The organism is Stenotrophomonas sp. WED208 (genome assembly GCF_040984485.1).
GTDB lineage: Bacteria > Pseudomonadota > Gammaproteobacteria > Xanthomonadales > Xanthomonadaceae > Stenotrophomonas > Stenotrophomonas riyadhensis.
Window position 1 is genome coordinate 509,610 of sequence record NZ_JAZARB010000001.1, and the last position, 24,529, is coordinate 534,138.

Consider the following 24,529-nt stretch of genomic DNA (forward strand, 5'->3'; position numbering starts at 1 on the left):
CACCGCCCGGCAGGCGGGGCCCCGGGCTGGTATAATGCTACGTTCCCTATTTCTCCCTAGCCGGTGGCGCGAGCACTACATGGCCAACGAACGTCCTGCCCAATCCGAAATCAAGCAACTGATCAGCAAGGGCCTGGAACAGGGCTACCTGACCTACGCCGAAGTCAATGACCATCTGCCGGACGACATGGTCGACCCGGAACAGATCGAAGACATCATCGGCATGATCAACGGCATGGGCATTGATGTCCATGAAGTTGCGCCGGATGTGGAAACCCTGCTTCTCAACGATGGCAACACCGGTAACCGCGAAGTCGATGACACCGCGGCCGAAGAAGCCGCCGCCGCGCTGAGCGCGCTCGACACCGAAGGTGGCCGTACCACCGACCCGGTGCGCATGTACATGCGCGAAATGGGCACCGTCGAGCTGCTGACCCGCGAAGGCGAAATCGCCATCGCCAAGCGCATCGAGGAAGGCCTTTCGCAGGTCCAGGCCGCCCTGGGCCAGTTCCCGGTCTCGGTCGAGTCGCTGCTGACCGACTACGAAGCCCACAAGGAAGGCAAGAAGCGCCTGGCCGAAGTGATCGTTGGCTTCAACGACCTGGCCGACGAAGAGCCGGCGCCGCCGGCGGCTGCTGCCGATGACAGCAGCGATGCCGACGCCGAAGGCGACGAGGACGAGGACGATGATGTCGAGGGTGGCGAGGAAGAAGCCGCACCGACCGGTCCGGATCCGGAGGAAGTCGCTGCGCGCATGCAGGCGCTGAGCGATGCCTTCAACGCCTTCAAGAAGGCGGCGACCAAGGGCGACAAGAAGAACCTGCCGCGCCTGCGCGAAGAGATGTCGGCGGTATTCGTCACCCTGAAGCTGCCGCTGCCGCTGACCGATGTGCTGACCAAGCAGCTGCGCGACACCATGGCGTCGATCAAGGCCCACGAGCGCCGCGTGCTGAACCTGGCCACTGTCACCGCCCGCATGCCGCGCAAGGACTTCATCCGCTCCTGGGAAGGCAACCAGACCAACCTGGAGTGGGTGGAAGACGCACTGAAGCGCAAGCAGAAGTGGTCTTCGGCCCTGCGCGAAGTGAAGGACCAGATCATCGCCGAACAGCAGGCGACGATCGACATCGAGAAGCTGACCCAGCTGGACCTGGAAGAGCTGAAGGAAATCAGCCGCGCCATGGCCTACGGTGAAGCCAAGGCGCGCAAGGCCAAGAAGGAAATGGTCGAGGCCAACCTGCGCCTGGTGATCTCGATCGCCAAGAAGTACACCAACCGCGGCCTGCAGTTCCTCGACCTGATCCAGGAAGGCAACATCGGCCTGATGAAGGCCGTGGACAAGTTCGAGTACCGCCGCGGCTACAAGTTCTCGACCTACGCCACCTGGTGGATCCGCCAGGCGATCACCCGCTCGATCGCCGACCAGGCGCGCACCATCCGTATTCCGGTGCACATGATCGAGACGATCAACAAGTTGAACCGCATTTCCCGCCAGATGCTCCAGCAGTACGGCCGCGAGGCTACGCCGGAGGAGCTGGCCAAGGAAATGGACATGCCGGAAGACAAGATCCGCAAGGTGATGAAGATCGCCAAGGAGCCGATCTCGATGGAAACCCCGATCGGCGACGACGAGGATTCCCATCTGGGCGACTTCATCGAGGACACCAACGTGGAGTCCCCGATCGAGAACACCACCAACATCAACCTGTCTGAAACCGTGCGCGACGTGCTGGCCGGCCTCACCCCGAGGGAAGCCAAGGTGCTGCGCATGCGCTTCGGCATCGACATGAATACCGACCACACGCTGGAAGAGGTCGGCAAGCAGTTCGACGTGACCCGCGAGCGCATCCGCCAGATCGAAGCGAAGGCCCTGCGCAAGCTGCGTCACCCGAGCCGCTCGGAGCAGCTGCGCAGCTTCCTGGATATCGATTGATATCCGGCGGCTGTTGAAGCGTTGAGAAAAACCCCGCCTGGTGCGGGGTTTTTCTTTTTGGGATGGCGTGTGCTTTGCCTGCTCTCTCCTGTAGAGCCGAGCCATGCTCGGCTGCTGTTCGCGGTGACGTATCCGGCTACGCACGTGAACGCACACAGGCCTCATTGCTGAGCCTTGTGACGCAACTGGCTTGAGAATTGTTGAGGCCTTCGCCGCGATTCGCTGCCGGGGGAAGTGGTCATTCAGCCGAAACCCCAAGTGCCTCAATGAAATGAGTAGTCGGATGGGAGTAACAAGCGCACGCAATGTCGCATTCACCAATTGAAGCCTCTAGCCTTCCTTCCACACAGTCCTCCGCAGGTGCTCAACACACCGTCGTAGGCGGACTGTCTGCCGCAACAGCAGGCAATCCAAGGCCAAACCGCAACTCTCGCCATTCCGGTGAGCCCAAGGGTTTCTGGCCGGGTGGCGCGCAGCCATACAAGACCCTGCAAGGGGAAAGCTGCGGGCGGCCCTACGACCGTGTTGAAGCACCCGGTCGCCTCTCTCAACAGGAGGCGGAAGAGGTTCGACGAATCGTAGGAGAGTGAATATGGGGCTGACGGAGATTGACGGTGGGTGCGGCTGGGGTGGCTCGGATACGCGTGGCTGCGACTTCCCCCCGTTGTTGGACTGGGACGATGTGCTGCGTGATGAGCGCGAGGATCCACTGGGGTTCGCCCGACGAGCGACGTTGGCATTGCTGACACAGTCGGGTGCCGGACTGCTTGCTGGCTTCGGCGGCGGCAACCAGATTGGGCTGGAAGAGGCCAGGAGGACGGTGGCGTTGTTCCACGCCCACCTGCGGCGGCAGGCGTGGTTCGCGGAAGCGGCGGAGAAGCGGTTGGGGCACGTTGCTGAGGTTCTTGCTGCTGCCGGGTAGCCGATCGTGCGCGGCCTCCACTACACTGTGACGCTGCGCAGGGCCTATAGCTCAACGGTTAGAGCAGGGGACTCATAATCCCTTGGTTTCAGGTTCGAATCCTGATGGGCCCACCACATCAACGTCCAGCGAAGTCCAGAGTTGTGGGCGTAGGCATAAGTTGGCCGGGATGGCCAACTCATGCTGATGTGCATTCATCAATTGCCTGAAAATCTTTCCCCTTAGACTTGGGCTCGAGTCGTAACCCGCCGGTTGTCAATGACGATGTGATCCAGAGGACGACCTCTGGTGATCTCCAGCTGGACATTTTCAGCAACAGGCGATGGATTGACTTGGTTCTAGGTGGATTTGACCGACAATCGTGGCGACCGGCTAATTGGAAAATGCCGTTTTAGCGGGACGGTGACGTGGACCTAGGTGCTCTTGGCCAATAGACGACTGCATCGGCAGAGTGCGGGAAATGAACCCCCGGCGAGCCGGGGGTTCCTGTGTGAGTTACGGATCATCCGCAGTGGTAAGGATCTGCAGGCCCAAGCTGGCGAAATAGTCGGTAGGCATGAAGAAGAGATCTTTATAGAACTCTGTCCCTGAATTGCCCCGCCCATGAACCATGCCATACGCGGTGTCGTAGAAGCGCCCATCAGGCTTCTGCGTCCCATAGACAGGGCCACCGCTATCGCCAAAATCCGTCATGGTGCGGCCTTCCGGGCTAACCACCCGAACGAATTCGCCGATAGCGTTTTCAAAGGTTGCTTGAAATTTAAGATCGGTGATGAGGCCGCACGTCTCATACGTTGATTTTCCGTACTTACAGACAATGTCCCCCACCTTCATCTCTGAGCGCGGCCTTACGGCGACCATAAGACGGCTCTGAGATCCTGCCTCGACGCGGTGGGAGGGAACGTAGTGATACCGGCTCGTGTCTGGATAGGTATGCCATTGAATGTCCTCTGAGCCGGATTTTTTTTCGGCCTGAAAGGTCAAGGGATTTCCACTATGCGTCAACGTGTTATCGCAGTGCCCCGCTGTAGTGATGCCGCGAGTCGTGCCGCTCTTAACGCCAAACCCGCTGGTGCAGTAGGATCCCGGTGGCTCCTTGAGCTTCTGGGCAGAGCTCAGCGAAATTTCCAGTAGCGTGGGCTGCAAGAAGCCAGTGGTTCTCTTAAATCGAATGAACGGAATTTCCGAGCGTAGGGAACGCATGGGCTGTTCCACCAGCTGCGGATCTTCAACAGAAAATTCAACGGTTGAATGCTCCAAGTCCAGGCGTGAGAGGAAATTGATCCCATTTCGATGGAGCTCCTCACCAACGGCTTGTTGAGCCGCACCAAGTTCAACCAACGAATGGGATGCTGGCAGAGCAACGAAGGCGGGGTCCGCGGTCACTGAGCGCAGACTTTCTACCGGGGACTCTGTGAAACGTACAACAACACGGAATTGGGGCTGGTGCTCCACATACAGTCCGCCGAATGTCGTTGGATACTTGGTTCGAAGGATCTCTTGTACTTTGGTCGATTCCGCCATGACGAGGAATCGCGCCTGAGCTTCAATCTTGGATACCCCGAACATCCTTGAGTATGTAGCTATTGGGGTGCTGTTGTCCTCGGTCTCAAACTCTGAAGAACACAGCGCATGGCTGGAGTAGAACGAAAACAGCGCAGCTGCAGCAATTCCGGCAATACGAAGACGCTTCATTTCAATTTCCTTTTGGATGTAGCGATTTTCAAATTAGTACCATCAGAGGCGGCAGGACGATGGCCACGGTTTACGCCAAGATCGACAGCCGGCAGGCTACGTCAGTGCTGCCCATCGGCGGCCAGTTCGCGTCACCAGGTGATCCACTCAAGGCCGTGATGCCCAGCATGTGCACGCCGACCTGATGACGGCGGGACGGCTCCAGGCCAATTACCTCAATGAGCAGATGGGTCGGCAAGTCGCCGGCGGCCGTCTGCTGATCGGGTTCCTTCAGCAGGGGCAGTCGGTGGTGAAAGATCTTGGGGCTCTCTGACATGGGCCGCATACTGGATGCCGCACTCCGTTGAATAGCGCAGCGGCATATACCGCTGCGCCTGGGTGTCACTGGAACTCGATGACCTCGCGCATCGGTTGCGTCCAGGTATCAGTGACTACGCACGCTCCTTCATGACAGAAGGTTTGGGTGCAGCGAGCCATGCCGCCGCCGGCGGGGACGCACGAAGTGTGGAAGGAAGCGGCATTGGCGGTGGGCACAACGCCTACGGTCCCGGCCGCTGCAGCGGCAGCAACGATCAAACCAAGCAAGACATTTTGGATCTTCATGATCACTCCACTGTCAAGTTGATGAATGCCCGATGGGCAGCTGGAAGGTCTCAACGGACTTGGATATTCGCAATAGGAAAATCACTCGCCGACATATAGGGAAACGCCTACGAGGCAGCAGTGGTAGGGGGGGGCAGGGCTTCCTGAGCGGTTAAAACTTGCGGTTGAGCGAATCGCAGCGGCTGAGACGCTCGGCAATATCCTTCTGGTCATGCTTCCCATGCACGGCTACCAGGGTTTCCGCACCGCTCCCGTCCCCTCTGGCTGGGGCCAGCTGAGTGACAACTGGGTGCTGAGGTGGAGCGGTCGGCAGATCGCCCAAGTTTCCCCAGCCAAGGAACGCGGGGGGCGTGTGCACATTGGTGTCCAGAAGATGTGGCAGACCAAGGACGAATGGGCGGCCAGCCTTGTCCAAGGCAAGAGCGCTGGCAGCGCGTGTTGCCCTTGGCACTGATTCCCTGCCTTCTCTCGACCCCTTGCCCTCGCCGTATCGAGCGATGGGGTGATGTCACGTATAGGTCTATTGGGACTGCTGCGGGTCGCAGGCGGCACTGCCTCCACCAAGCCTCCAAGTCTTCTCGATGGATACGATCCGACTTGGCTCTCTGCCTGAGTCTTACAGCGGTCAGTCGCCCGCTATCAATAGCTCTGCGTATCGTCTTGGCAGAGCACGTGCTTTGTTCTGCCGCTTCTGCAACGGTCATTAGCTTGTCGGAAGGAGCCACTAGGGTTTCCCCTTGCGCTCGTCATGGTGCCGCAGCCGAGCCAGCGCTTGCTCCATCTGGGGCGAGGTAGGAACCAGGGAGGCGCCAGGTGTTCCCTCGAGATTTCCAGTTGCGGGAGTTTTCGGTTGCTCTGTACAGCTCGTTCTTCGCATAGAGCTGCTTGCCCATGAAGCTTCTGGGCACAAGGCCCAGATCAGGGGCGTTCCTTCGAAACTGACGGGACGACACGCCGGGGTAGTGGGCGGCCTCGTCTGCAGTACGCCAGTCCTTGCCTGAGAGATCGACGCGCATGATCGATAGCTGAGATCTCAGACCCTCAATTTCTGTGGACAGATTCTGGAGAGCTGGTTGGACCCAGCTGATATCAATGTCAGCCATGAGCATGCCTAGTAGATGTTGGAAGTTGGGAGCGCCGCGTCTCAGTCTATGAGCGTCGCGCGACCTAAGCTGGCAGAGCCCATTAGGGGTGAAGCTTGGGAGTCTCAGATGACGAATGTGACCTTCTACGTTGGGCCGCATCAGGATGACTGGCAGCTGTTCCGTGGGGAGCAGGCATATCTCGATATTCAATCGGGCGCCAGAGTGGTCTTTATTTACCTCACGGCTGGCGATGCAGGGGGCGGACCGGTTCCTGGATGGTGGAGTGCACGAGAGCAGGGAGCATTGGAGTCTTGTCGCTTGGCTACTGGACCAAATCCGCTGATTTGGGGGGTGAACTGGTTCAATGGCCGCCCCATTACCGGATGCGACTGTGGGAATACGACAAGCTACTTCTTGCGGCTACCAGATGGCTCGCTGGATGGGCTGAGAATCAACAGCGCACCAATCAGCGCTATTGATGGCTCGACCAGCTACTTTGGCTGGGAGGATGTCTGCCAAACACTCAAAGCTATCTTGGACGAGCATAAGGCGGCATCAACGAATGCGAGGCCGTACGTGAACGCTCCGGACTATGACGTTGCATTGAATCCCGAACCCAACACGGATCACACCGCCACCGGCTTCGCGGTGCTGGCTGCCACGCCGAACGGCTACAACCGTGCTTGGTGGGTGGGCTATGACATTGGAGAACGGCCAGAGAATATCGACTCGCTGGCGGCCGGGCGAAAAAGGGAGCTGCAGCAAGCGTACACAGGCCGAATTCTCAAGGAGACAACCGACGCGGGTTCACCCTATGACGATTGGGCAGAGGCCGGCAGCATCTACGAGGCTTGGATAAAGCGAAGCTACTCCCGCTCTGATTCTGGTGGCTGAGGATGGCTATTCGGCTGAATGGATCTGGGGTCCTATACGTCCCCAGGTCTGTTCACGGCAGAACGGATGCCGCGAGCAGTAGAGCGATGTGTGAGTCGATTAGTGATTCAAAAGTAGATTGAATTAGAATGATTTTTAATAAAATCAATCACTTGCGAGGATTTGTGGGTGCTGGTGGACACCACATCAACGTCCGACGAAGTCCAGTGACGACGCCCCAATGGCTTCTGGCTGGTGCATCAGGGGCACCAAGGGCAGCACCTTGCGGCGATGCCCTTTCATTGAGAAGTGCCCTCAGGATCGCGGAAGATTCTCGATCGGACCCACGCGACCGGGCGGGGGCGGCTGACAGTTGCCGAAGCACCCACCACCACCGGGGAACCAGCCGCCGATCCCGCCACCACCGCCAGTGCTGCCACCACCTCCGCCGCCGCCAGACGGGGGTGTCGAGGCGAAGCTGTCTTCAGTGCCGCCTGACTCTTCTGCCGACTTCCCGCACGGCTTGCTGACGGTGATCATGCTTGAGCCGGTCATCATCATGATTTTTGTCTTGTACATGACGTTGCCGACGAAAGACGTGTTGCGCCATGCATCCGCACCGAAGGTCCTTTCAGCGGTCTCATCCAGTTTCTTGAGGAATGCCTTGTTGGGTGCCTCTGCAGAGGAGGCGCCGGCTTGCTTGGCTGCCGCGATATCTTTCAGGTCGACCGATATCGAGAACGGGAGCATTGGAAGAACGGTGCAGGCCAGAGCAACACCGGTAACGGTGAAAGCTGCGGTGGCCAGGACGAATTTACTTACAGGTTTCATTGCCATCCTTGCGAGTTGTCAACGGGGAACGGGCGGTAATCGGGAACGAACGCGTTGCCGGTTCTTCCCTGGTAAAGCTGGTTGAAAGTAGCGTTCAGACGAAGTGCTTCGGCCTCCCCCTGCATCCGCTCCTCGATAGTGAGTGGCGCAGAGAACATGATTTCCCTGCCAAGCGCGGCGGAAGGGTCTGCGCGCATCTCCAGGACACGCGAAACCGCGTATGCGTTGATGTTTCCCGCTCGACCGGTGGATGCGAAATGTGTCGCAAGCAACTGCAGCGCAAAGTAGTTGCCGTCCACTGCGGACGACATCATCTGGTCCAGGGCCGCTCGATCGGGGAGCCTTCGCGAGTCCAGCATCGTGCGGGCAAGCTTGTCGCCGTTATTGGCGGCCTGTTCCAGCAACGCATCGGGCGCGCTGGAATAGGAAGCCCACTGTGCGGTATTCGGATAGCCGTGTTCGTCCAGCCAGCGTTGCTCTTCGCGGCTACGCCCATCAAATGGATCATCGTCCTTGGGCTCCATGGCATCGCGATTCTGCGGAACACCAGGAAACAGCATGCTCGTGCTGCTTGCAGGCCGTAACGCGGTCGATGCCACTGGGGATGGCGAGGTGGCTGGATCGCTGCGCTGCCCGCCCGCCTGTTCAACATCCAGTGCTGTTTGCGAGGGCTGTGGCGTGGGGCGAAGGAGGAGAAAGGCCGCTACTGCTCCCGTGGCGAGTACGGCAATGATGAGTGCTGCAGCGAATTTCTGCGATGAACTTCGGTTTTCCATGATGCCGGGACAGGTTCCTTGCGTTGAATTCGTATTGCGCATATCTGGATCGCCTGCATACAACGGAGAAGTGGTGCACCCTCCCCCAGTCACCCGTGGTCCGGGTTCAGTTTTTGTTTATATTGCTGTGGTCTGGTCCGTCAGCTGACTTCGAAGATGATCTGCTCGCTGGTGCATTCCGGCACACTCGTCGGGCCCGATGGTGGGTGGCTCGCATGCAGGAATCGACCATGCCCAACACCGATACGTCCGTGGAAGACTTCACCACTGAAATCGAAGACAGCCGGCATCTGTTCGCCTGGTGCCTGGTGCGCTACGGCCAGATTCCCGAAGCGCTGGCAATCGAACAGGCACGCGAACGCTATCCGGACCAGGCCGCCGGCCACGAATACGAGCACGAACTGCTCTTCCACGACGAGCCCTGGCATTGGGCGATGCTGCATGTGCTGGGCGAAGGGTACTGGCACCAGAACCCGGAACTGTTGCAGCCGTCGCTGGAGTACGACACCGAATCGGACGCGCTGTGCCTGGCGCGCGGCGAGCCGATTCCCTTGCTGGATGAGGATGAGTATCTCGGTGCGCTTGCGCACGCGCGCCATATGCATGCGTGGACGTTGATCCATCAGGCAGGGATTGACGAAGAGCAGGCACAGCGGAAGGCGCTTGAGCACTACGCGTACTTTCCGCCGCATCATCGCTGGCGCATGCGCGTCCACGATGCGCGCGCTGCATGGGTTGATGTGATGAGCGTGCTGCAGATCGATGGCTACTGGTCCAAACCTGAGCTGCAGACGCCACCACTGGACTACTGGCATGCGTCGCGTGCGTTCGTCGCCGCGAACGGAATCCGCTTGCCGGACGGTCCGGGAAGTACCTGAAGCACTTCCCGGATTCTTCACGATCAGCTTTCCAGGAACGCCAGCAGGTCGGCGTTGACCCGGTCGGCATGTGTGGTCGGGATGCCGTGCGGCGCACCTTCGTAGGTGATCAGCGTGCCGTTCTTTACCAGCTTCGCGGAAAGAACACCCGAGTCGGCATACGGAACCACCTGGTCATCGTCGCCATGGATCACCAGCACAGGGATGGAGATGCCCTTCAGGTCTTCGGTGAAGTCGGTCTGGGAGAAGGCCACGATGCCATCGTAGTGCGCCTTGGCCGAGCCCTGCATGCCCTGCCGCCACCAGTTCCAGATCACCGCGTCCGACGGCTTCGCACCGGGGCGGTTGTAGCCGTAGAACGGTCCGGCCGGTACGTCGTGGTAAAACTGCGCACGATTGGCCGCCAGCTGTGCCTGGAAATCGTCGAAGACGTCCTTGGGCGTGCCCTGTGGGTTGGCTGCGGTTTTGACCATCAATGGCGGCACCGAGCTGATCAATACCGCCTTGGACACGTTCTTCTCGCCATGGCGCGCGATGTAGCGCACCACCTGGCCGCCGCCGGTGGAATGGCCCACATGCATGGCACCCTGGGTGCCCAGCTTTTCGACCACTGCAGCAACATCGTCGGCATAGTGGTCCATGTCATGCCCGTCCCATACCTGGCTGGAGCGGCCGTGTCCGCGGCGATCGTGCGCGACCACGCGATAGCCCTTGTTGACGAAGAACAGCATCTGCGCGTCCCAATCGTCGGCGGTGAGCGGCCAGCCATGATGGAAATGGATGACCTTGGCGTCGCGCGGACCCCAGTCCTTGTAGAAGATCTCGACGCCGTCTTTGGTGGTAACCGTAGCCATTTCGGGGTTCCTCGCTGTTGGGTTTGGAGAACGTCCTGCGTCGCGGCGGCCTGCATCGGTGCAGGAGCAGGGACGCTGACGGTGAATCTCGCGGGAGTGGCCCCAGGCATGCGATTCCTTCTATGCTGAGGCAGCCATCACTCCGCCCGAATCCATTCTAGGCAGTGCTCTATCAATTGAAATTGGCGGAGGTGACATTCATGCGTATCGAAACTGACAAGCGGATCGAAGTCGCTTTGCTGATCTACCCGGATTGCCAGATGGCGGCCATCCATGGCCTGACCGATCTGTTCCGGATCGCGAATGAATGGGCTGCGTATCCTCACGAGGATGAACGGCGGTGCTTCATCCGGGTGACGCATTGGCAATGGAACCCGCGATCGACCCGCCTGGAATGTTGCTGGGACAGCGATCCCGGCGATGTGAATGCCCCCGCCTTCGTGATCTCACCGCCGAGTGTGGCGATGCCTGAGCGCATGTCCGCGATGCCACACGAGGCGCAGTGGCTCAAAGCACTCCATTCAGGCGGCACGATCATGTGCTCCGTCTGCGCAGGCGCTTTCGTGCTTGCCCAGACCGGCCTGCTTGCACGGCGACGGGTCACGACGCACTGGGCGTTCGCGGGCCTGCTTGCCAGCACCTACACCGACGTCCAGGTGACCACCGAGAATGTCGTCATTGATGATGGCGACGTCATTACGTCAGGCGCGATCCTTGCGTGGAATGATCTGGGCCTGTTGATCGTCGATCGCACGATGGGCTCAAGCGTGATGCTGGCAACAGCCCGTTTCATGCTCAGTGACGGGATCCGGCAGGACCAGCGGCCACTGCAGGGATTCCTGCCAAGGCTGGATCACGATGACGCAGCGCTGCTGGCTGTTCAGCGATCCATCCTTGCTGAACCCGGGTTGCGCCACACGGTGAGTACCTTGGCTGAGTGTGCCCACCTGACCGAAAGAACATTCATCCGGCGATTCCAGAAGGCCACGGGACTCAATCCGGCCGACTACATCCGGCAGGTCAGGATGGCCAAGGCCAGGGATGCGCTGCAGCTCGGCGATATCCCTGTTGCGCAACTGGCCTCGACATTGGGATACGACGATGTGAGCGCATTTCGCAAGGCATTCCAGAGCATCGTTGGCATGTCCCCTTCGGCCTACCGGGATCATTTCCGGATCAGGCGGCGCGCACAGCGATGAATTTCACCCGCGCCGCCCCCTGCCATCAATGCTGTACCGCCCAGCCCCGGTGCAGGCCAGCAGCAGGAAGCCACCGGCCAGCCCCAGGTTCTTCAGGAACATGATCTGCTGGGTCTGGTCGGCGAAGTTGTGGTGGAAGATGAAGGCGGTGACCAGGCTGAAACCCACCAGCACGACCGACACCAGCCGGGTCTGGAAGCCGAGCAGGATGCACAGCCCGCTGCCGATCTCGAAGGCGATGGTCGGCCAGAGGAGGATGCCGGGTACCCCCATCGCTTCCATGTAGCCCTGGGTGCCGCTGAGATCACCAAGCTTGCCCAGGCCGGAGATCAGGAACAGCGCCATCAGCAGGATGCGTGCAAGCAGGTAAGCGAGCGAATGGGATGAGTGGCTCACGTCGGTGTCCTCGGAGATGGCCGGCGAAGGCGATCGGAGCCCACCGGCAGTGAAGCCCGTGTCTACGTACCGGGCAAGGCGCCTTGACAGCTGGCCGCCCGCAGGAGACCTTTCCACCATGACGATCGATATTGAATCGCTCAGCCTTCGGGAGCTGGGCGCCTTGGTGGTTGCCGCTGAACAGCGGAAACAGCTCATTTCCAGCCGCCGCCCGGCCAGCGCGGTGCGGCGGATGTTGAAGGCCGCCGCGGCGGAGGCCGGTTACACCCTCGAAGAACTCTTCGGTGGCGAAGCCTCGGAAACACCTGCGCCCGCCCGCAAGCCCGCCCGCCGGAAATCCGGCAAAGTCGCGCCCAAGTATCGCGACCCGGAATACAAGCGCCTGACCTGGACCGGTCGCGGGCGCATGCCGCGCTGGTTGGCGTCCAAGGTGTCGATGGGTCACAAGGCCACCGATTTCCTGATTCCTGGCCTGGCCAAGCCGACCGCCGGCAAGACCAGCACCATCGGCAAGCGGACCGTCATCAAGAAGGGATGAGGCTGCGGCACTGCTACGCTGCCCGGGTCTTTCAACCAAGGAGCACGGGATGGCACACGAGGGTGGCATGACGATCACGCCGAAAGTCCTGTACACAGCCGCAGGCGCGGCCGTGCTGGTCAGCCTGTTGGCCTGGGCGGTGGAATGGAGCGGGATGGCCTATGTCTGCCCGTTCTGCCGCGTGCAGCGCACGATCATCGGCGTGCTGGGTGTGCTGACGCTGTTCGCGCGACCGGGCGGCCTCATCGTGCCGTGGTTGTCGTATACCGCGGGCGGCTTCGCATTCGTGGTCGCGGCGATGCAGCACTTCAACGGCTGGAAGCGTATTTCCGCCGGAGATTTCAGCTTCAACGCGCAGTGGTACATCGACCCGTGGCTGCTGTCAGGTTGCGCGATGCTGATCCTGGTGGCGCAGCTGATGCTGGTGCAGGCCGCATCTCGGCGCAGTCTGCACTGAGGCCTGCCCACGGGCGTAGCGTCAGGCGTTCTGGAACACCGCCAGCTGCGCAGCAAACGCACGCTGGTAGGCGGGGCGCTGCGTTGCACGGCCCACATAGGCCACCACCTGCGGGTACTCATCGAGGAGGCCACTGCTCTTCAGCCGCAGCAGTACCGAGACCATCATCAGGTCGCCGGCGCTGAACTCGCCCTCCAGCCACGACGCCGAGCCCAGCCAGGCGGACAGCTGTGACAGCCGCATACGCACGCGCTCATCGAGCATTGGCAGACGCTGCGCGTACCAGGGCTGCTCGCGTTCCAGCACCCAGGCCATCGAGCGCTCGACGATGGGCGGTTCCACCGTGTTCAGCGCAGCGAACACCCACATGATGGCGCGCATGCGCGCATCCGGATCAGCAGGGAGCAGGCCGGCATGCTGCTCGGCCAGGTGCAGCACGATCGCGCCGGATTCGAACAGGACCTGGCCGCCGTCCTGCCAGGTGGGGATCTGCCCGAAGGGATTGCGCGCCAGGTGTGCGGGTTGCTTCAGCTCCGCGATGCTGAGCAGCTGCACGTCATAGGGCACGGCCAGCTCCTCCAGCGCCCAGCGTACGCGCATGTCACGGGCCAGGCCCTGGCCGCGGTCAGGGGAAGTGGCGAAGGCGGTGAGGATCGGGCACATCGGGGGGGCTCCAGCAGGCCGAAGGGGGGCCTTTCCTGTTCCGACGAACGGGGAGGCGGGAAATCGACAGCGCCCGCTGCGTCGTTCACGCCGCCTGATGCAGTTTCCGGTACTGGTCCGGTGTGCACTGCGCGTGCCGCTTGAACATCTCGGCGAAGGCGCTGACGCCGGAATAGCCAAGCTCCTCGGCGATCCGGCTGATCGGCCGGCGGGTGCACAGCGCCTCGGTGGCGCGCACGAACTTCACCCGTCCACGCCAGTCACCGAGCGACATGCCCAGCTCGCTACGTGCCATGCGCTCCAGCTTGCGCACGCTCATGTGGTGCCGCTGCGCGATTTCGGCAACCGATTCGGCCACCGACAGGTGTTTCTCCATGTACGCCATCACCTGCTTCAGTGCATCGCTGCTGGCGATCGGCAGGAAGCTGGGCAGTACGGCCGCATTGACGATCTGGTCGATGACCACGGTGGCCATGCGCCGATGGGCCGGCGTCCGCGGATCGGTCACACCCTGCCGTGCCAGTTCGTGCAGCAGCTCGCGCAGCAGCGGGCTGACTTCCAGTGCACGGCAGCGATCAGGCAACCGGCGTGACAAGGCCGGCGACAGATAGGCCGAGCGATAGGCCAGTTGCGAGCGGTTGCGCGAGTAGTGGGCCATCCCCGGTGGAATCCAGATCGCGTAGTGCGGCGGGGACACCATCCACTCGCCGTCGATCTTCATCTCCATCACACCCTGTGCGACAAAGTTGAACTGGCCCCACGGATGGCTGTGCGTCCCCCAGTCCGTGGGTTCCATCGCACCCTGCCGGAAGTAGATCGGGCCAGGCAGTTCGCGGAAGGTGGGGATCGGCTCCATCGGTTGCCGCAAGCCGGGGTCGGAGTGGCGCATTTTCGGGATGTCCTCGATATGCGCCAAGCGTACGCTGGGCAATCCCCCACGTACACCCGCGTTCCGTGAACTATCTTTTCCCGATCCTCGCCTGCCTGCTGTGGGGCGCGAACACCATTGTCACCAAGCTCGCCTCGGGCTCGGTCGGCCCCATCGACATCGGCTTCTTCCGCTGGCTGGTCGCGGCGGTGGTCCTGCTGCCGTTCGCGCTGCCACGTCTGCGCGAAAACCTGCCGACCGTGCGCGCCAATCTCGGGCGCTTCCTGGTGCTGGGCTGCCTGGGTGGGGTGATGTACCAGTGCCTGGCCTACTATGCGGCGCACTTCACCTCGGCCACCAACATGGGGGTGATCCAGGCGCTGATTCCGTTGATCGCGCTGGCGCTGTCGCGCGTGTTCATGGGCCATCCGGTGCGAGGCACTTCCATTCTTGGCGCGGTGATCTCCACTGCCGGTGTGGTGGCGGTGGTCTCGCAGGGCGACCTGGCGCGGTTGGCAGCGCAGGGCCTGAACCGCGGCGACGCGATCATGCTGATCGGTGCATTGGCGTTCGCCGCCTACAACGTGCTGATGCAGCGCTGGAAGATTCCGCTGTCGGTGCTGGAGTCGCTGTTCCTGCAGGCCACCGCTGCATCGCTGATCCTGTTGCCGGTACAGCTGCTGGTCGGCACCGGGGTGAATAACCTCACGGCGGTCGGCTGCATCGGCTTCGCCGCTGTGTGCGCTTCGATCCTGGCGCCGCTGACCTGGATGACCGGACTGTCACGCCTGGGCGCTGCGCGCGTCTCTGGCTTCTTCAACCTGGTGCCGATCGTGACCGCCGCGCTGGCTGTACTGCTGCTGGGAGAATCGCTCGGTGGCTGGGTACTGGGTGGTGGCCTGCTGGCGGTGTCCGGCGTGGTGTTCGCCGAGTACAGCGCCAGGCGCGCTGCTGCAGTGCCGAGCGAGCAGCCCGCATAGGGCTTCGGTCATGCGGGATACGTGTCTCCGCTCAGCGCCTGTTCCACCCGCTGTTGCAGCGCGTCTGCATCATGGCCACGTTTGCCCTGCAGGCTGAGATACAGCGAAAGCGGGTCCACCACATCGCCAATACTGGTGAATGCCGGCGGATAGGCCCAGATCTGCAGCCGTGCGCTCTGGAGGCAGTCCGGACCGGGCAGGGGAAGTGCGCCCAGCAGCCGCCACGCATCGATGTGCAGTGCGCGGGTGCCACCGATCGGGGGCGGTGAGGTTTCAGCAAGCGCGTCGAGGCCTGCCGTCGGCGCCGGATGCCCCGCATCGCGGAGTGCCTCGGCGGTCGGGCCCCAGCAGACATCCACTTCCTTCAGGATGGGGGAACGCAGGAACGGCTGTGCCCTGGCCCAGACCTCGTCGCGGTTGCCGGCCAGCTTCAGGAAGCGCTCGCGGCCACCGGTGGAGCGCTCGACCAGGCCGCGACCGACCAGTTCGGCAGACAGGCGCGACGCCGTCATCGAGGTGTAGCCGGCGACGGCACTGATCTCGCGCGGTGACCACCAGCGCGACTGGCCGCTCAGCAGCACATGGATCAGCACGGCCTGCGCCGAAGGCAGCAGCGAGATGGCCTTCTTCTCATGATCGGGGTCGTCGCGGAACTCAATGGCCAGGCTGGGCGCGAACAACTGAGTGTGCGGGACCACGAAGTCGATGTGGTTCTCGACCAGGAAGCGGCGCTGGGTCGGCGTGAGATAGGGCGAGACGTACAGCACCAGTGCATTCGCTGCAGAGCGCAGGCAGCGCACATCCTGGATAACGCGGGTGCTGGATTCGCCCGGTTCGCGGGCCACGGCGAGCATGGCGGGGGTTTCCCCGTAAAGCATCAGCCCCGCGAGGTGGTAACGCGATGCCATGGCGTGTGGAATGGCATGCGATGAAGCAAGTGGATGCACCGCCGAGGCAAGCCCCGGGAGAATCCTGCGCAGGTACCGCTGCGCGTCAGCGACCAGGTCGGTCAGGCCGGTGCGAACTGCCGTCGTCATCTCGTACTTCCCTTGCGGCGGTACGACCGGAACATCGGAACCCGGCCGCACCTTCACATTCAGTGGTGAACCTGGAGACGGACGTGCAGTGTCGGGGCGCGTGGCAATCCATGCGGTCCTGCTCCTCAGCCGTCATGACATCAGTGTTGCCGGGAACCTTGGAGATTCCGTCGAAGAACAATGGAGATTGGGTGGAGGCGGTGTGCATCGTGGCCGGCGGACTCCCCTTCCGCCGGCCACGAGCACGGACATGCCCGTCAGAAGCGCTGCGAGTACTTCACGTACACGGTGCGGCCGATATCGAAGCCACCGTAGTAGGGGAAGGAGCTGGACGGCTTGGAGAACATGATCGGGCCCTGGTGGTTGAACACGTTGTTCGAACCCAGCGCCACGGTGCCATCCCACGGCAGCTTGTAGCTGACCTGGATGTCGTGGAAGGCATTCGAACCGACCTTGCGCAGGGCATCCGGTTCACCGTAGGCGTAGCGGTCGGGCAGGGTACAAGGACGGTTCGGTACGCAGTTTTCCACCATGCCGGAGTAGTAGCGCACGGTGTACTGCGTGCTGAAGTTGCCGAGCTGCCAGTTCACGCCCAGGTTCGAGCGCAGGCGGGAAATACCCGGCTGGCCGATCCGGCCCATCATGATCGTATCGCCCGCCGAATTCTGGTTCTGCTCGTCGTACTTGGAGACATAGCTGTTCTGCAGGTCGATGGTGAAGCGGCCGAACGAGAACTCGGGCAGGCGGTAGCGGATGCCCAGGTCCCAACCTTCGGTTTCCATCGAGCCCAGATTGGCCAGGCCGTAGAACATGCTGGTGATGTGGCCATCGCCAGCGCGCTTGACGCTGCCGCAGCGCGACGCGTTGCCGAGCACGTAGCAGTCACGCAGGATACGGTCGACGCTGTCCTGGATGATCATGTTGGTGATCTTGTAGCTGTACCAGTCGAGGTTGATGTCCAGCCCGTCGACCCAGCGCGGGCTCCAGACCACACCCACGGTCTTGCTCTTGGACTCTTCCGGGCGCAGCTTCGGATCGGAGCCGGTGGTGAACTCGTCAGGCGTGGCGCACGGATAGCTGGCGCAGGGCTTCAGGCTCTGGTTCAGCTGCTGGTAGCCCAGCGGGACGCCGGCAGCGTTGCAGGCAGCGTTGCCGTTGACGCTGTTGGTGGCGCCGATGCCGCACGGGTCGACATAGGTTTCGAAGCTGGTGCCCAGGCCGCCATACAGATCGGAGATGCTCGGTGCGCGGAAGCCTTCGGCGAAGGTGCCGCGGATCATGAGCTCTTCGATCGGACGCCAGGCGAAGCTCGCCTTGGAATTGGTGGTGCTGCCGAAGTTGCTGTAGTCGGAGTAGCGCGTAGCCAGGTTCACGGTCAGTTCCTTGGCGAACGGCAGGTCGCGCAGGATCGGCACGTTCACTTCGGCGAAGAACTCGTTGAGGCTGTAGTCACCGGCGGTGGTGGACGCACCAAGCGCCGTGCTCTGCCGTGACTGGGCGAAGGCATCAGGCACGAAGCGGCCTTCTTCCTTGCGGTACTGGTAGCCCAGCGCGACGGACAGGTCACCGGCGGGCAGTTCGATCACCGGGCCGGAGATGTTGGCGAAGTAACTGCGGGTCTTGGTGATGCCGGTATCGTTGAACGTCGGGAACAAGAAGCGCTGCAGTTCGGGATCGGAGAGAGAGCCAGCCCCCGCGACTCCGAACGGCAGCAAAGGATTCCAGGCCAGGCAACCCGAGACCGGCGATGCCGCCGTGCCACACCGGGCCACACCGTTGGCATCGAGGTAGGAGGGCCCCAATGCCTGCCGGGAAGCGATCAGGCTCATGTCGCCACGGCCTGTTTTTGTAACTTCATTGCGGTTGAACAACGCGCCGACTTCCCAGTCGTACGTCTTGGTGCCCAGCTCGAAGTAGCCGGACAGACTGGGTGCTACCCGCAGCGACTTCAGCTTGCTCTCGGTGGTGCGTGGCACCTCCCACAGGCGGCGATTGAACGCGATGCTGTGGTCGACCGGGTTGAACACGCTGGCCGCATCCAGCGGCGTGCCGAACTTGGTGGACTGGTACGGGTAACCCGCGATCTGCTGGTCGGTGGTTCGCTCGTTGTAGCCGATGTCGGCGGTGAACTTGATCTGGTCGGTCAGCGCGTAGTCGGTGCTGAGGAACAGCGAGCGGCGCTCGATGCCGGTCTGCAGATGCATCTGCTCATTGCCGTTGGCGAACTCGGCCGGCGTGATCGGGTGGTAGTCGTTCGGGTTCTTCGGATCGCCACCACGATTGAGGGTCTTGAATACGGCGTCACCGGTATTGCACTTGTAGAGCGCCGGGTCGCACCACGAACCGTTCTGGCTGATGTTGCTCCAGTCCGCGCCCGGATAGTTGGGGCCGGCGCCGCCGTACCGGGAGAACTCGCGGTCGCGGGCAAACACCGGGTCTGACTTCTGGTATTCCAGTGCGAGGGTGTATCCGCCACGCTCCCCACGGGCGCCGGTGACCAGCGAGAACGTGCTGTCCTTGCCATCGCCCTGGCTGAACTGTCCGTGCTGCATGGACACTTCCAGGCCTTCGTAGTTCTTGCGGGTGATGATGTTGACCACGCCAGCGATTGCATCCGAGCCGTACAGCGAGGAGGCGCCGTCCTTCAGCACGTCGATGCGTTCCACCGCGCTCATCGGAATCTGGCTGAGATCCTGCAGGCCGCTGGTGGTGGCGCCGAGCCGCTTGCCGTTGACCAGCACCAGGGTGCGCGTGGCACCCAGATTGCGGATGTTGACGTAGTAGCCGCCAACGTTCTCGCCGGACGCCAACGCGCGCGCACGCGAGATGGTCGGCGCGCCGGTGGAGGTCAGGTTCTGCAGCAGGTCGGCGATGGTGGTGAAGCCCTGCTGTTCGATCATCGCGCGGGTGATGGCGACGATCGGCTGCTGCGTTTCGATATCCACGCTGCGGATGGCCGAGCCGGTCACCTGGATCCGATCCAGGTTCTTCGGTGTCTTGTCGCCGTCATTCTGCGCATGCGCAGCCGGCGACCAGGCGGCGGCCAGGGCTGTGCCCACCGCCAGGGAAAGCAGGGTGTACTTGTGGTGCATTTGGCTCTCTCCAAATCCAGTTGAATGGGTTTCCGCATCGCTGCGTGGAAACCGATCTGAAATCCCGCTGTGCGGAATCGGAAGGAACCTAACACTCCGTTTACAACTCGATTACGTTATGGACGCGTTATCGTCGCGCGCCGGATACAACGTTCATGCACAGGCCATGCACGAAACCGCGACGCGCACCAAGGGCGCTCTGCTTCAGTCTGGCTGCATGCTGATGACAGACTCCAGGAGACATCCGATGAATATCCCCGGCAAACCAAAACCCACGTGGAAGCAGTGGCATGTGCTGTTGCTGGTGCTTGCCATCGCACTGCTGGTGACGCTGATCATCGTCATCGCGCCATGGTGAATCGTCGGCGTTCTGCTCAGGTGCCGTGAACGCGGAAATGCGACGGGATGAAGGAGTCAGGGCGCGTTGAGGGTGGTGATGCATGCATCAATTCGTACTCACCCAATCGGCACATTCAAACCTCCACAGTGGTCCCGAAGGCAACGCACTCGCGCTGTCATTCTCCATAGACCATCGAGCACACAGGAGCGATTCCATGAGCACCCAGTCCACCATCGAACACCGCCTCAACGACCTGATCGAGATTGCCCGTGATGGCAAGTCGTTCTATGAAGAAGCGGCGACCAAGGTAGAGGACGCCGAGCTGTCGGCCCTGTTCACCCGCATTGCCGGCGTCAAGGGCCGCATCGTTGCCGCGTTGAGTGGCTCGGTTGCCGCCAGCGGTGGCAAGCCGGCCGAGCACGGCACCGTGGTCGGTTCGATGCAGCAGTTCTATGGCAAGGTCCGCGCTGCATTCGGCGACACCAACTATGGTTACGTGGCCGAGCTGGAAGAGTCCGAAGACCGGCTGCTTGGCGCATTCAAGGACGTGCTGAAGGACAACGAACTGCCGCCGGCCGTGCGCCAGGAAGTCACCCAGCTGCTGCCTGAAGTGCAGGAGTGCCACAACGTAATGCGTGCGCGCAAGCACGCCATGAAGGCGGCCTGACGATCATCGGCGGCCTTCTCCCCGGAGCCGCCACGGTCGGGGCAGCGTGGCTGCCCCGGCCAGCCTGGAGGTGGCGTGCAGGACTCAGCGTGGCGCATCGGGCGCGATGTCCTGCAGGTGCAGAACGCGCCCCATCAGCTCGCTGAAGATGGGGGCGGCGACTGCTCCACCACCGTAGCCTCCGCGGCGTGCATCGGGATCGTCCACTACCACGGCGACGGCATAGCGTGGATGTCGCGCTGGTATGACCCCCGCAAACAGGGACATGTAGTGGCGCGCGTATCCACCGGCAGCCGCCTTGCGCGCGGTTCCGGTCTTTCCGGCGATGGCGTAGCCGCTGATGCGGGCCCGCGTCGCGGTGCCGCCGGGCTCGGTGGTGGTGGCAATCATGTCCATCACCTGGTCGGCCACGTTTGCGGGCATGGCACGGCTCACCGCTGTTGCGCGACCATGCTCGAAGGTCGGTTGCACGCGCAGGCCATGGTTGGCCAGTGTTGCGTAGGCATTGGCCAGCTGCAGCGTGGTCATCGACAGCCCGTACCCATAAGCCAGGGTCTGCTTGCTGGTGCCGCTCCATGCAGCAGGTGCGGCCAGTACACCGTTGCGCTCGCCGGGAAATCCGCTCCCCGAGACATGCCCTGCGCCCAGTGCGGCAAACATCGCGTGCAGCTGCTCGCGGCTCAGGCGGTGCGAAATCAACGATATGCCCACGTTTGAGCTTTTCTTCAGGACGTCGCTGGTATCCAGTACGCCCAGATCCCGATAGTCACGGGTGGTGAAGCGCCCATTGCGGATCCAGCCTGGGTGGGTGTCGAACGTGCTGGCAGACGTGATCACGCCGGCCTTGAGCGCTGCAGCTACGGTGAAGGGTTTCACCGTGCTGCCGGGCTCGAACACATCGGTCAACGCACGGTTGCGGCGTGCATCGGCGGCGCCGGTACCGGGCGCATTGCTGTTGTAGGTGGGCCAGTTGGCCATCGCCAGGATCTGGCCGGTACCGACTTCCAGCACCACGACGCTGGCGGCAGCCGCGCCGTGGCGCTGTACTGCCGGTCCGAGTCCTGCCTGCAGGATGTGCTGCATACGGCTGTCCAGCGACAGCACGATGTCCTCGCCGGGACGCGCGGGACGGCCACGGTCGCGCAGTTCGACCGGGCGGCCCTTGCGATCGATGATGACGTCACGGTAGCCGGCCTGTCCGCTCAGGCGCGCGTCGAACAGGCGCTCAAGGCCTTCAAGGCCACGGCCTTCGATATCGGTGACGCCGACGGTCTGCGCGAACAGCTCCGACTGTGGATAGAAGCGTTTGAACTCCTGCTGCAGGTGGACGCCTATGGGTGCCCTGGCCTGCAGTGCTTCAAGGCGGGCTGGATCGCCGCGACGGAAGCCAGGCAGATAGACAAAGCGTCGTTGCCGGTTGCGGGCCAGCAGTCTGGTCAGCACCGCCGCATCGGCATCCAGTACCGAGGCCAGCTGCTCGACTGAACCTGATGCGTCGAAGAAGGCGCGCGGATCGATCCACAGCGATGCCACGGGAGCCGATCCGGCAATGACGATGCCGTGGCGGTCGTACAGCGTACCGCGATGCGCGCGCAGCGGATGGTGGCGGAGCATCCGTGCTTCGGCCTGGTGCCGGTAGAAGTGGTGATGGACGATCTGGACGTCAGCGGCCCGCGCCAGCAGCAGGCCCGCCAGCACGGCCAGTGCGGCACAGGTCAGGCGGTAGCGGCGTCGGAAGTCATGGGCACGCACGCGGCGTGGTGCCATGGTGGGGGTGCGTATGCGATGGGGCATCGAGACAATGGTTACAGCGGTTGCCCGGCGATGTAGGCCAGCAGTGCGGAAGCACGGTCGATGACATTGGCGTGGCTGCGGCCATCGGCAACAGCCATGCAGGCGATCTCCGCATCGCGCAGCGTGGCCAGCCGGTCCTGCAGGACCGGATAGGGTTCGGCCGTGCGATAGGTTGCGGTGTAGCCGGCATCCAGCAGCGGCTGGACCTGCACGGGATGGCTGTCGTGCTGGTTGCGCAGGGTGTAGTCGATCCGTGCGACATCACAGGAGGCGATGGCGTTGAACGCGTACTCCCATGCCACGGCGTTCGCCATGCCCTGGTCGATCTGGCTGAGCAGCGCTGCACGAGGTGGTTCGATGGGAGAACTGGACGATGCCGCTCCTGTGGTGGCTACCGGCATGGCGAACAGAAACAGGATCAGCGGGAGGTTCAGTCGCATGCGCGCGGTTCCGTGCGTTGCAGGAGGGATGGTGCTTCTGCCGCAGACCGGCCACGGCCCAGCAGCAACACCGCAAGGCTGGCCAGCAGCGCGGCGATGGCCGACGTCCACAGTGCACTGGCGAATCCATGGCTGTAGATCGCCTGTGCGAAGGCGGCGGTGTGCGCATCGGCGAAGGTACCGGTAGCGATCGCATCGGCCATCTGCAGTACATCGCGCGCAGGAACCGCCGCGGCCAGTGCGCTGCGGATGCCCAGGCTCAAGGCACCGGACAGCACGGTGAATCCGAGCAGGATGCCGACAAAGCGCGTGGTCGCGCTGATGCCGGAGGCCATGCCGGCGCGCTCGCGTGGTGCCGCGCCGATGATGGCCTTGGACGTCTCGCCATTGAGGATGCCGCCGCCGGCGCCGATCACCACCATTGCCACGAGTGCCAGCCACGGCCGGTGCTGCCACGCGGCCAGTCCGGCCACGGCATTGCCTGCGGCGGTGACCGACAGCCCGATCGCCAGCACGGCCGAACTGGTCAGATGGCGGCCCAGACGCCGGCCCACGCTGGGAAACAGCAGCATTGCGGCGGCGAAGGGAAGCATGCCGGCGCCCGCGGCCAGCACGCTCAGGCCGATGCCGTTCTGCAGGTACTGCGGCAGCATCGAGGCCATGACCTGTGCGCTGACCGAATAGCCGACCATGGCAATGAGTGCGCCGACGAAACGCGGACTGGCCAGCAGCCCGAGATCGACCATGGGATGTGACCGTGCCCGTTCAACGATGACGAAGGCAACGGCCATGATGATGGCCAGGCCCAGCCCGCTCAGCGCCGGGGCCGATGACCATCCTTCTGCCAGTCCTTCCACCAGGAAGAACACGATGCCGAAGATGGCAACGCTGAACGTGATGATGCCGGGCGGATCGAGCGGGCGGACCACGTTGTCGGACGACTCGGGTATCCAGCGCAGCGTGCCGTAGCCGAGCAGGGCCAGGAACGGCAGGATCGCGATGAACACCGCGCGCCAGCCCCAGAGCGCGGACAACAGGCCGCCGATCAGCGGTGAGAGCACCATCATCACGCCCATGGCGGTGCCCCAGAACGCCCATGCGGTGTCTTTGGCAGCCCCCTCGTGGTACGTGTGGCCGATGATCGACAGCGAGGGTGCCAGCAGAAAGGCAGCACCAATGCCCTGCATTGCCCGCGCCAGGTAGAGCAGGGTGGCACCGGGCGCCAGTGCACAGAGCAGAGAGGTGAGGGCGAACAGGCTGATGCCGATCAGCAGCACCCGGCGGCGGCCGTAGCGGTCGGCGACAGCGCCGGCGGGCAGCAGCAGTGAGGTGAAGGACAGGATGTAGGCACTGATCACCCACTCGATATCGGCGAATCCGGCGTGCAGGTCACGCGCGATGCTGGGCAGTGCGACCGCGACGGCATTGGTCTCCAGCACGGTCATCGTGCAGCCCAGCGAGGCCACCAGCAGGATCGCGTCAGGCAGCGTGTGCCGTGCAGGCGAAGAGGGAGGGGAGGGCGGCACCGGGCGCTCGCAGGAAGGGGGGGGAGGCCATTCCAGCAGTGATCGGTGTTTGTTTCATTCTCGGTGTTTTCTGGTTACGTTA

At 62.6% G+C, this 24,529-nt stretch carries 24 protein-coding genes and 1 tRNA gene; 10 read left to right on the plus strand and 15 right to left on the minus strand.

Features of this window, described 5'->3' with window-relative positions; genetic code table 11:
- Nucleotides 1–79: 79 nt before the first annotated feature.
- The 3 genes from rpoD (at nt 80) to VPH47_RS02275 (ending at nt 2,971) form a co-directional block, all read left to right on the plus strand.
- Complete coding sequence (gene rpoD / locus VPH47_RS02265) at nt 80–1,933, plus strand: RNA polymerase sigma factor RpoD (protein ID WP_014038623.1); 1,854 nt, start codon at nt 80–82, stop codon at nt 1,931–1,933.
- A gap of 592 nt (nt 1,934–2,525) precedes the next feature.
- On the plus strand, nt 2,526–2,855 hold the full coding sequence (locus VPH47_RS02270) for a hypothetical protein (RefSeq protein ID WP_110713865.1): 330 nt from the start codon (nt 2,526–2,528) through the stop codon (nt 2,853–2,855).
- 40 nt (nt 2,856–2,895) lie between these two features.
- Nucleotides 2,896–2,971, plus strand: a tRNA-Ile gene (locus VPH47_RS02275).
- 379 nt (nt 2,972–3,350) lie between these two features.
- Here the strand turns inward: VPH47_RS02275 and VPH47_RS02280 are convergent.
- The 4 genes from VPH47_RS02280 to VPH47_RS02295 form a co-directional block, all read right to left on the minus strand.
- Nucleotides 3,351–4,550, minus strand: a complete 1,200-nt coding sequence (locus VPH47_RS02280) for a S1 family peptidase (protein WP_110713864.1) — start codon at nt 4,548–4,550, stop codon at nt 3,351–3,353.
- Nucleotides 4,551–4,620: 70 nt separating this feature from the next.
- Entirely contained in the window at nt 4,621–4,866 is a 246-nt protein-coding gene (locus VPH47_RS02285; protein WP_153854599.1) for a hypothetical protein, read from the minus strand.
- 65 nt (nt 4,867–4,931) lie between these two features.
- Entirely contained in the window at nt 4,932–5,153 is a 222-nt protein-coding gene (locus tag VPH47_RS02290) for a hypothetical protein (RefSeq protein WP_153854598.1), read from the minus strand.
- Between the two features lie 209 nt (nt 5,154–5,362).
- On the minus strand, nt 5,363–5,857 hold the full coding sequence (locus tag VPH47_RS02295) for an excisionase family DNA-binding protein (protein WP_368851561.1): 495 nt from the start codon (nt 5,855–5,857) through the stop codon (nt 5,363–5,365).
- 507 nt (nt 5,858–6,364) lie between these two features.
- On the opposite strand from VPH47_RS02295, the gene VPH47_RS02300 reads away from it, so the two are divergent.
- Nucleotides 6,365–7,132: a PIG-L family deacetylase gene (locus VPH47_RS02300; protein ID WP_368850032.1), complete on the plus strand. Its 768-nt coding sequence runs from the start codon at nt 6,365–6,367 to the stop codon at nt 7,130–7,132.
- A 294-nt stretch (nt 7,133–7,426) separates the two neighbouring features.
- Here the strand turns inward: VPH47_RS02300 and VPH47_RS02305 are convergent, their stop codons facing one another.
- Entirely contained in the window at nt 7,427–7,942 is a 516-nt protein-coding gene (locus VPH47_RS02305; RefSeq protein ID WP_153854597.1) for a hypothetical protein, read from the minus strand.
- Entirely contained in the window at nt 7,939–8,760 is an 822-nt protein-coding gene (locus tag VPH47_RS02310) for a hypothetical protein (protein ID WP_368850033.1), read from the minus strand. The genes VPH47_RS02305 and VPH47_RS02310 overlap by 4 nt, the downstream gene beginning before the upstream one ends.
- Before the next feature lie 188 nt (nt 8,761–8,948).
- On the opposite strand from VPH47_RS02310, the gene VPH47_RS02315 reads away from it, so the two are divergent.
- On the plus strand, nt 8,949–9,596 hold the full coding sequence (locus tag VPH47_RS02315) for a hypothetical protein (protein ID WP_368850034.1): 648 nt from the start codon (nt 8,949–8,951) through the stop codon (nt 9,594–9,596).
- A 23-nt stretch (nt 9,597–9,619) separates the two neighbouring features.
- Here VPH47_RS02315 and VPH47_RS02320 read toward each other — a convergent pair whose 3' ends face one another.
- On the minus strand, nt 9,620–10,450 hold the full coding sequence (locus VPH47_RS02320; RefSeq protein ID WP_368850035.1) for an alpha/beta fold hydrolase: 831 nt from the start codon (nt 10,448–10,450) through the stop codon (nt 9,620–9,622).
- Nucleotides 10,451–10,650: 200 nt separating this feature from the next.
- Here VPH47_RS02320 and VPH47_RS02325 point away from each other — a divergent pair, with 200 nt between their 5' ends.
- Nucleotides 10,651–11,649 carry a GlxA family transcriptional regulator gene (locus tag VPH47_RS02325; RefSeq protein WP_368850036.1) on the plus strand — a complete coding sequence of 333 codons (999 nt, stop codon included), beginning with the start codon at nt 10,651–10,653 and terminating at the stop codon, nt 11,647–11,649.
- Between the two features lie 3 nt (nt 11,650–11,652).
- Here the strand turns inward: VPH47_RS02325 and VPH47_RS02330 are convergent, their stop codons facing one another.
- Nucleotides 11,653–12,045: a DoxX family protein gene (locus VPH47_RS02330; protein WP_164081021.1), complete on the minus strand. Its 393-nt coding sequence runs from the start codon at nt 12,043–12,045 to the stop codon at nt 11,653–11,655.
- Nucleotides 12,046–12,163: 118 nt separating this feature from the next.
- Between VPH47_RS02330 and VPH47_RS02335 the strand changes: the two genes are divergently transcribed.
- Nucleotides 12,164–12,583, plus strand: coding sequence for an H-NS family nucleoid-associated regulatory protein (locus VPH47_RS02335; RefSeq protein WP_111113055.1), 420 nt, complete (start codon nt 12,164–12,166; stop codon nt 12,581–12,583).
- Between the two features lie 49 nt (nt 12,584–12,632).
- Complete coding sequence (locus VPH47_RS02340; protein ID WP_368850037.1) at nt 12,633–13,040, plus strand: hypothetical protein; 408 nt, start codon at nt 12,633–12,635, stop codon at nt 13,038–13,040.
- Nucleotides 13,041–13,061: 21 nt separating this feature from the next.
- On the opposite strand, the gene VPH47_RS02345 is transcribed toward VPH47_RS02340, so the two are convergent.
- Together VPH47_RS02345 and VPH47_RS02350 are read right to left on the minus strand one after the other, a co-directional pair.
- The gene (locus VPH47_RS02345; RefSeq protein ID WP_368850038.1) at nt 13,062–13,703 is read right to left on the minus strand and encodes a glutathione S-transferase family protein; all 642 of its coding nucleotides are present in this window, start codon (nt 13,701–13,703) and stop codon (nt 13,062–13,064) included.
- Nucleotides 13,704–13,788: 85 nt separating this feature from the next.
- Complete coding sequence (locus tag VPH47_RS02350) at nt 13,789–14,592, minus strand: helix-turn-helix domain-containing protein (RefSeq protein ID WP_368850039.1); 804 nt, start codon at nt 14,590–14,592, stop codon at nt 13,789–13,791.
- Nucleotides 14,593–14,657: 65 nt separating this feature from the next.
- On the opposite strand from VPH47_RS02350, the gene VPH47_RS02355 reads away from it, so the two are divergent.
- Nucleotides 14,658–15,551, plus strand: coding sequence for a DMT family transporter (locus VPH47_RS02355; protein ID WP_368850040.1), 894 nt, complete (start codon nt 14,658–14,660; stop codon nt 15,549–15,551).
- 8 nt (nt 15,552–15,559) lie between these two features.
- On the opposite strand, the gene VPH47_RS02360 is transcribed toward VPH47_RS02355, so the two are convergent.
- Together VPH47_RS02360 and VPH47_RS02365 are read right to left on the minus strand one after the other, a co-directional pair.
- Nucleotides 15,560–16,588: a hypothetical protein gene (locus VPH47_RS02360; RefSeq protein ID WP_110713849.1), complete on the minus strand. Its 1,029-nt coding sequence runs from the start codon at nt 16,586–16,588 to the stop codon at nt 15,560–15,562.
- A gap of 257 nt (nt 16,589–16,845) precedes the next feature.
- The gene (locus VPH47_RS02365) at nt 16,846–19,680 is read right to left on the minus strand and encodes a TonB-dependent receptor (protein ID WP_110713847.1); all 2,835 of its coding nucleotides are present in this window, start codon (nt 19,678–19,680) and stop codon (nt 16,846–16,848) included.
- A gap of 554 nt (nt 19,681–20,234) precedes the next feature.
- Here VPH47_RS02365 and VPH47_RS02370 point away from each other — a divergent pair.
- The gene (locus VPH47_RS02370) at nt 20,235–20,687 is read left to right on the plus strand and encodes a PA2169 family four-helix-bundle protein (protein WP_368850041.1); all 453 of its coding nucleotides are present in this window, start codon (nt 20,235–20,237) and stop codon (nt 20,685–20,687) included.
- Nucleotides 20,688–20,771: 84 nt separating this feature from the next.
- On the opposite strand, the gene VPH47_RS02375 is transcribed toward VPH47_RS02370, so the two are convergent.
- From VPH47_RS02375 to VPH47_RS02385, 3 genes are read right to left on the minus strand one after another with little or no spacing between them, the layout of a single operon-like run.
- Entirely contained in the window at nt 20,772–22,454 is a 1,683-nt protein-coding gene (locus VPH47_RS02375; protein WP_368850042.1) for a peptidoglycan D,D-transpeptidase FtsI family protein, read from the minus strand.
- Nucleotides 22,455–22,492: 38 nt separating this feature from the next.
- Nucleotides 22,493–22,921 carry a hypothetical protein gene (locus VPH47_RS02380; protein ID WP_350259622.1) on the minus strand — a complete coding sequence of 143 codons (429 nt, stop codon included), beginning with the start codon at nt 22,919–22,921 and terminating at the stop codon, nt 22,493–22,495.
- Nucleotides 22,912–24,447, minus strand: a complete 1,536-nt coding sequence (locus VPH47_RS02385) for an MFS transporter (protein WP_368850043.1) — start codon at nt 24,445–24,447, stop codon at nt 22,912–22,914. The genes VPH47_RS02380 and VPH47_RS02385 overlap by 10 nt, the downstream gene beginning before the upstream one ends.
- Between the last annotated feature and the right edge of the window lie 82 nt (nt 24,448–24,529).

Coding starts and splice junctions, on each gene's coding strand:
- VPH47_RS02320 (WP_368850035.1), bottom strand. CDS start 10,450: ATGGCTACGGTTACCACCAAAGACGGCGTCGAGATCTTCTACAAGGAC.
- VPH47_RS02290 (WP_153854598.1), bottom strand. CDS start 5,153: ATGAAGATCCAAAATGTCTTGCTTGGTTTGATCGTTGCTGCCGCTGCA.
- VPH47_RS02340 (WP_368850037.1), top strand. CDS start 12,633: ATGGCACACGAGGGTGGCATGACGATCACGCCGAAAGTCCTGTACACA.
- VPH47_RS02305 (WP_153854597.1), bottom strand. CDS start 7,942: ATGAAACCTGTAAGTAAATTCGTCCTGGCCACCGCAGCTTTCACCGTT.
- VPH47_RS02315 (WP_368850034.1), top strand. CDS start 8,949: ATGCCCAACACCGATACGTCCGTGGAAGACTTCACCACTGAAATCGAA.
- rpoD (WP_014038623.1), top strand. CDS start 80: ATGGCCAACGAACGTCCTGCCCAATCCGAAATCAAGCAACTGATCAGC.
- VPH47_RS02300 (WP_368850032.1), top strand. CDS start 6,365: ATGACGAATGTGACCTTCTACGTTGGGCCGCATCAGGATGACTGGCAG.
- VPH47_RS02360 (WP_110713849.1), bottom strand. CDS start 16,588: ATGACGACGGCAGTTCGCACCGGCCTGACCGACCTGGTCGCTGACGCG.
- VPH47_RS02345 (WP_368850038.1), bottom strand. CDS start 13,703: ATGTGCCCGATCCTCACCGCCTTCGCCACTTCCCCTGACCGCGGCCAG.
- VPH47_RS02375 (WP_368850042.1), bottom strand. CDS start 22,454: ATGGCACCACGCCGCGTGCGTGCCCATGACTTCCGACGCCGCTACCGC.
- VPH47_RS02280 (WP_110713864.1), bottom strand. CDS start 4,550: ATGAAGCGTCTTCGTATTGCCGGAATTGCTGCAGCTGCGCTGTTTTCG.
- VPH47_RS02325 (WP_368850036.1), top strand. CDS start 10,651: ATGCGTATCGAAACTGACAAGCGGATCGAAGTCGCTTTGCTGATCTAC.
- VPH47_RS02310 (WP_368850033.1), bottom strand. CDS start 8,760: ATGCGCAATACGAATTCAACGCAAGGAACCTGTCCCGGCATCATGGAA.
- VPH47_RS02365 (WP_110713847.1), bottom strand. CDS start 19,680: ATGCACCACAAGTACACCCTGCTTTCCCTGGCGGTGGGCACAGCCCTG.
- VPH47_RS02295 (WP_368851561.1), bottom strand. CDS start 5,857: ATGACCGTTGCAGAAGCGGCAGAACAAAGCACGTGCTCTGCCAAGACG.
- VPH47_RS02370 (WP_368850041.1), top strand. CDS start 20,235: ATGAGCACCCAGTCCACCATCGAACACCGCCTCAACGACCTGATCGAG.
- VPH47_RS02380 (WP_350259622.1), bottom strand. CDS start 22,921: ATGCGACTGAACCTCCCGCTGATCCTGTTTCTGTTCGCCATGCCGGTA.
- VPH47_RS02335 (WP_111113055.1), top strand. CDS start 12,164: ATGACGATCGATATTGAATCGCTCAGCCTTCGGGAGCTGGGCGCCTTG.
- VPH47_RS02350 (WP_368850039.1), bottom strand. CDS start 14,592: ATGCGCCACTCCGACCCCGGCTTGCGGCAACCGATGGAGCCGATCCCC.
- VPH47_RS02270 (WP_110713865.1), top strand. CDS start 2,526: ATGGGGCTGACGGAGATTGACGGTGGGTGCGGCTGGGGTGGCTCGGAT.
- VPH47_RS02285 (WP_153854599.1), bottom strand. CDS start 4,866: ATGTCAGAGAGCCCCAAGATCTTTCACCACCGACTGCCCCTGCTGAAG.